Source organism: Sporomusa sp., assembly GCF_035561255.1.
In the GTDB taxonomy this organism is placed as follows: Bacteria; Bacillota; Negativicutes; order Sporomusales; family Sporomusaceae; genus Sporomusa.
Genome location: NZ_DATMXX010000143.1, coordinates 1 through 4,350 on the forward strand (window position 1 = coordinate 1; position 4,350 = coordinate 4,350).

The 4,350-nt window shown below is 46.3% G+C and carries 5 protein-coding genes; 3 read left to right on the top strand and 2 right to left on the bottom strand.

Annotated features, from left to right (window positions below):
* Positions 1 to 38 precede the first annotated feature (38 nt).
* Positions 39 to 974: a cysteine synthase A gene (cysK, locus tag VN379_RS07955; RefSeq protein ID WP_325532588.1), complete on the top strand. Its 936-nt coding sequence runs from the start codon at positions 39 to 41 to the stop codon at positions 972 to 974.
* 43 nt (positions 975 to 1,017) lie between these two features.
* On the opposite strand, the gene VN379_RS07960 is transcribed toward cysK, so the two are convergent.
* On the bottom strand, positions 1,018 to 1,791 hold the full coding sequence (locus VN379_RS07960; protein ID WP_325532590.1) for a TIGR03943 family putative permease subunit: 774 nt from the start codon (positions 1,789 to 1,791) through the stop codon (positions 1,018 to 1,020).
* A complete protein-coding gene (locus VN379_RS07965) occupies positions 1,788 to 2,732 on the bottom strand; it encodes a permease (protein WP_325532592.1) in 945 nt (314 codons plus the stop codon). Before VN379_RS07965 ends, VN379_RS07960 begins: the two co-directional genes overlap by 4 nt.
* A gap of 120 nt (positions 2,733 to 2,852) precedes the next feature.
* Between VN379_RS07965 and VN379_RS07970 the strand changes: the two genes are divergently transcribed.
* Both VN379_RS07970 and VN379_RS07975 read left to right on the top strand, forming a co-directional pair.
* On the top strand, positions 2,853 to 3,275 hold the full coding sequence (locus VN379_RS07970) for a Fur family transcriptional regulator (RefSeq protein WP_325532594.1): 423 nt from the start codon (positions 2,853 to 2,855) through the stop codon (positions 3,273 to 3,275).
* A gap of 25 nt (positions 3,276 to 3,300) precedes the next feature.
* Entirely contained in the window at positions 3,301 to 4,284 is a 984-nt protein-coding gene (locus VN379_RS07975) for a metal ABC transporter substrate-binding protein (protein ID WP_325532597.1), read from the top strand.
* Positions 4,285 to 4,350: the final 66 nt, after the last annotated feature.

Below are 4,350 nucleotides of genomic sequence, written 5' to 3' on the forward strand. Positions count from 1 at the left end.
GTTAAAATATCATTAGCGATATGAGAGGATGGGATACTGTGGCTAAAATTTATGGGAATTTGACTGAACTAATTGGTAATACGCCCCTTGTCGAGCTGAAAAGCTACTCTGCGAAAAAAGATCTTGGCGGTAAGGTAATTGCTAAACTTGAATACTTTAACCCACTGGGAAGTGTCAAGGACCGCATTGGCTTAGCAATGATTCAAGATGCTGAAGAGAAGGGTCTTATCAATAAGAATACCGTCATCGTAGAGCCAACAAGCGGCAATACTGGTGTTGGCCTGGCGTTTGTCGCCGCTGCCCGTGGGTATAAACTGATTTTAACAATGCCTGAAACCATGAGTATTGAACGTCGTAAACTGGTCAAAGCCCTGGGAGCGCAAATTGAGCTCACTCCAGGCGCTAAAGGGATGAAAGGCGCCATCGCGCGGGCCGAAGAGATTGTTGCTACTACCCCTGATGCCTGGATACCGCAGCAGTTTAAAAATCCGGCTAATCCTGCAATACACCGTAAAACGACTGCTCAGGAAATCTGGAATGATACTGATGGAGAAGTCGACATTGTTGTGGGCGGTGTAGGAACCGGTGGAACGATTACCGGTATTGCCGAAGCCCTTAAAGAACGCAAACCAGGATTAAAAATAGTTGCTGTTGAGCCGGCAGACTCGCCGGTACTCTCTGGCGGCAATCCTGGTCCACATAAAATTCAGGGGATTGGCGCCGGCTTTGTGCCAGATGTATTTAAGCCTGGCCTTATTGACGAAATCATTAAAGTCCAAACAGATGAAGCTTACCAGACTGCCAGAGATGCAGCTGCTACCGAAGGCTTGCTTGTTGGCATATCCAGCGGCGCGGCCCTCTACGCTGCTACAGAATTGGCCAAACGTCCTGAGAATAAAGGGAAAACAATAGTAGTTATTCTGCCTGATACCGGTGAACGGTATCTGTCAACTCCTTTGTTTGGCGAAGAATAATAATCAAGAAGCGCTCTGCAGTATTAACTGCTGAGCGCTTTTTTTACATGCTGGGATAGATATAGGGGCGGGCCGGTTTAGGCACTGATTTGGCGGTGGTAACGTTTACTACCGCCGTATTTTTATTCTGCTGTTTTTCCAGTTGAATTGTGCCTCGAATGGTAAGCCAGGTGTCTGCAGGGTAATCGGTTACCGGATAATTGCATACCAGGCCGTAAGGGGAAGCATCGGCAGAGCAGCAGACGATTACATAACGGGCCAGGGCAAAATGTGCAGGCAGCATAGTGGCGTCCTTTAAAACAAATCCGGTGAGCTCAATTTCCTTGCCGGCATAGTCGTTAGGGAAACTGTTAACCTCAAACATGACTTCGGTAAAGTTAATATCTGTCACCTGGATGAGCTGGGCTTTAGTCAGGGTCTCCGCCAATGGGCGCGGTATATTGGTTAACGCTGCTTCAGTATCACCTGAGAGGCGGAAATTGAGCCCTTTATTGGCAGCGACACTGGCATCAAGACTATTATTGGGCAGCAAGAAAGCCACCAGCAGGGTCAGAATAAACGGAAGTAAGCTGCCATTATGACTATGACCGCAGCAACTGGTGTGGCTATGCACACTGGGTTTATGAATAATCTGTGTTGCCTGCACAACGCTCATGGCTAAGAGCAAGTAGGCCGACAGCTCTGTTAATGGTTTGAAGCGGGGATTAATAAATAGCGCCAGTTCGCCTGTTTGGGCCAACCATGCCAATAGCAGAAAAAAACCGGTTAAAATCATTGTTTTTATAACAGCTGTAATCGATATAGCACGGGCTTTCATAGCAGCACCCCCTGCAATAGAATGTGTAAAAGATAAGCACTTATAAAACACAACAGGCTGGTAAGCAAAACTAAGGTTAACACTAGCCGTGGACGAAATGTATGGCATAACATGAAGGTGTTTTTGAGATCGATCATAGGCCCGAAGGTCATGAAGGACAGTAAAGACGCGATTGTAAAAGAGCCGCTAAACGAGGCGGCGATAAAGGCATCAGAGGTCGAACAAATAGATACAAAGAAAGCAAACACCATCATAACAGCTATTGAAAGAGTCGGGTCTTGCCCAACACTAGTCATAATTGTATGAGGGATAAAGGTTTGGGCAATTGAACTAAGTAATGCGCCGAAGATCAGATAACGGCCCATCTCAAAGAATTCATTACACGAATCAGACAGGACATTTAAACAGCGGTTATACCATGAGGATTGGCAATCAGCACCATGATTACACCCGCAGGGGTGCTCATAATCTTGTAAAGCAGCCTGGCTTCGCAGCTCCGGGCTGCGAAAAATGTTACCCAAACATAAAGCAGTGCAGATGGCAACAAGTAACGCCATACCCAGGCGGAGCCACATAATGGCCGGTGAGTTAAAGGCAAAGGAGGTTGCTGAGGCTACAACCGGATTGACAATAGGCGCAGTCAGCATAAAGGCGACTGCTGCAGGCAGCGGGACCCCCTTTTTTATCAATCTGCGGGCAATTGGTACAATACCGCAGTCGCAGACTGGAAACAGTACACCAATGAAGCAGGCAGGGAGGATGCTGTAGAGCTTGTTTTTTGGCAATAACCGCGCAATCAGTTGTTCAGAAACCAGTTGATTAATAAGTGCGGAAATAAATACCCCTACAAGAATAAACGGCAGTGCTTCAATGATAATGCTCAAAAAAATCATCTTGACGTTCATTAGGTCATTCCAGGTAACTTTTTCTAGGAATGGCATATTCTTCACTCTCCCAAGCAAAATGCTACTACACTATAATATTTATACCAGACATTTACAATTATGATTAAAAGTAGTATAATTGTAAATAGTAATATTATTATTTAAGAGGTAACGCATATGGAGAAGTGGATTGCTGCCCTGCGGGCACAGGGGCATAAGGTTACGCCGCAACGCCGTGTTGTGATTGAGGCCTTGAAGCAGGGTGATAAGTTCACCACAGCCCAAAAAGTATTAGAAGCGGTGCGACAAAAATTCCCCGAGATGAGTCTGGACACTGTTTATCGCAATTTGAGCCTCTTGGTTGAGATGGGATTGGTTCATGAGGTGCGCACTAAGGGACGGGATGGCAATGTGTATGAGATTGCGGTAAACGGCCATCACCATCACACCGTGTGTTTACAGTGCGGCAAAGCAGAATGCCTGGATTTTTGTCCCATCCACGAGCCGGATTTGGCAAGGGCAGAGGCTGGCGGCTTTAAGATCACTGCTCACTCCCTGGAGTTCTACGGATATTGTGCAGATTGCCGCAAAATTGGTTAATTTTTTACGTATGAGGAGGTTTTTCATGAGACACATAACGAGAATAGGTCTGGTGTTATTGCTGTGCGCTGCTGTATTAGTAACGCTGGCCGGCTGTGGCACTAAGACAAAATCCACCCAGTCGGCCCCTGATAAGCTTAAAGTTTTCGCAACCGTATATCCTGTTTATGATTTTGCCCGCCAGGTGGGAGGCGATAAGATTGAGGTAGCTATGCTGATGCCTCCAGGCGCTGAACCGCATGACTGGGAACCAACTGCCCAGGATATTGTGAAAATTAAGTCAGCTAAATTAGTGCTCTATCATGGCGCCGGGCTTGAACCGGTGGATAAGCTGCTAAGTAAAGATGTATTAGCCACAGTGAAAGCTGTAGAGGTTAGCAAAGGAATCCCGTTACTTGCCGGTGAGGAAGACGAGGATGAAGACGAAGCGAGCCACCAGCAGCATGACAAGGATAAACAAACAGATCAGCACAAGCATGAGTCTGAAACAGATCCTCATGTCTGGCTGGATCCGGTATATGCCCAGCAGGAGGTAAAAGCCATTGCCGAGGCATTAAGTGAGGTTGATCCGGCGAATAAAGACTATTATCAAAAGAATGCGGAACGCTTTATTCAGGAATTGGTCAAACTCGACAGTGACTATCAAACCACCCTGTCTAAAGCAGGACGGCGCGATATCATTACCACCCATATCGCCTTCGGTTACCTGGCTAAGCGCTATAATCTTGAGCAGATTGGCATTATGGGCTTAGCGCCAGATAGCGAACCTACTGCTGATAAGATGGCAAAGGTAGTTGATTTTTGCCGCACCCATCAGGTTAAATACATATTTTTCGAAACATTGGTCAGCCCCAAACTGGCCGACACCATTGCCAAAGAAACCGGAGCAGGCCTCTTAGTGCTCAATCCGGTGGAAAACCTGACTGCAGAAGAAATGAAACAAGGCAAAGATTATTTATCGGTTATGCGCGAGAATTTGGCCAATTTGGAGAAGGCGTTACAAAAATAATAACAAATAATCATTTATGCCCCAATAGAACAAGGCTTCCCGATCTTTGATCAGGAAGCCTTGTTC

Coding starts and splice junctions, on each gene's coding strand:
- VN379_RS07975 (WP_325532597.1), top strand. CDS start 3,301: ATGAGACACATAACGAGAATAGGTCTGGTGTTATTGCTGTGCGCTGCT.
- VN379_RS07965 (WP_325532592.1), bottom strand. CDS start 2,732: ATGCCATTCCTAGAAAAAGTTACCTGGAATGACCTAATGAACGTCAAG.
- VN379_RS07970 (WP_325532594.1), top strand. CDS start 2,853: ATGGAGAAGTGGATTGCTGCCCTGCGGGCACAGGGGCATAAGGTTACG.
- VN379_RS07960 (WP_325532590.1), bottom strand. CDS start 1,791: ATGAAAGCCCGTGCTATATCGATTACAGCTGTTATAAAAACAATGATT.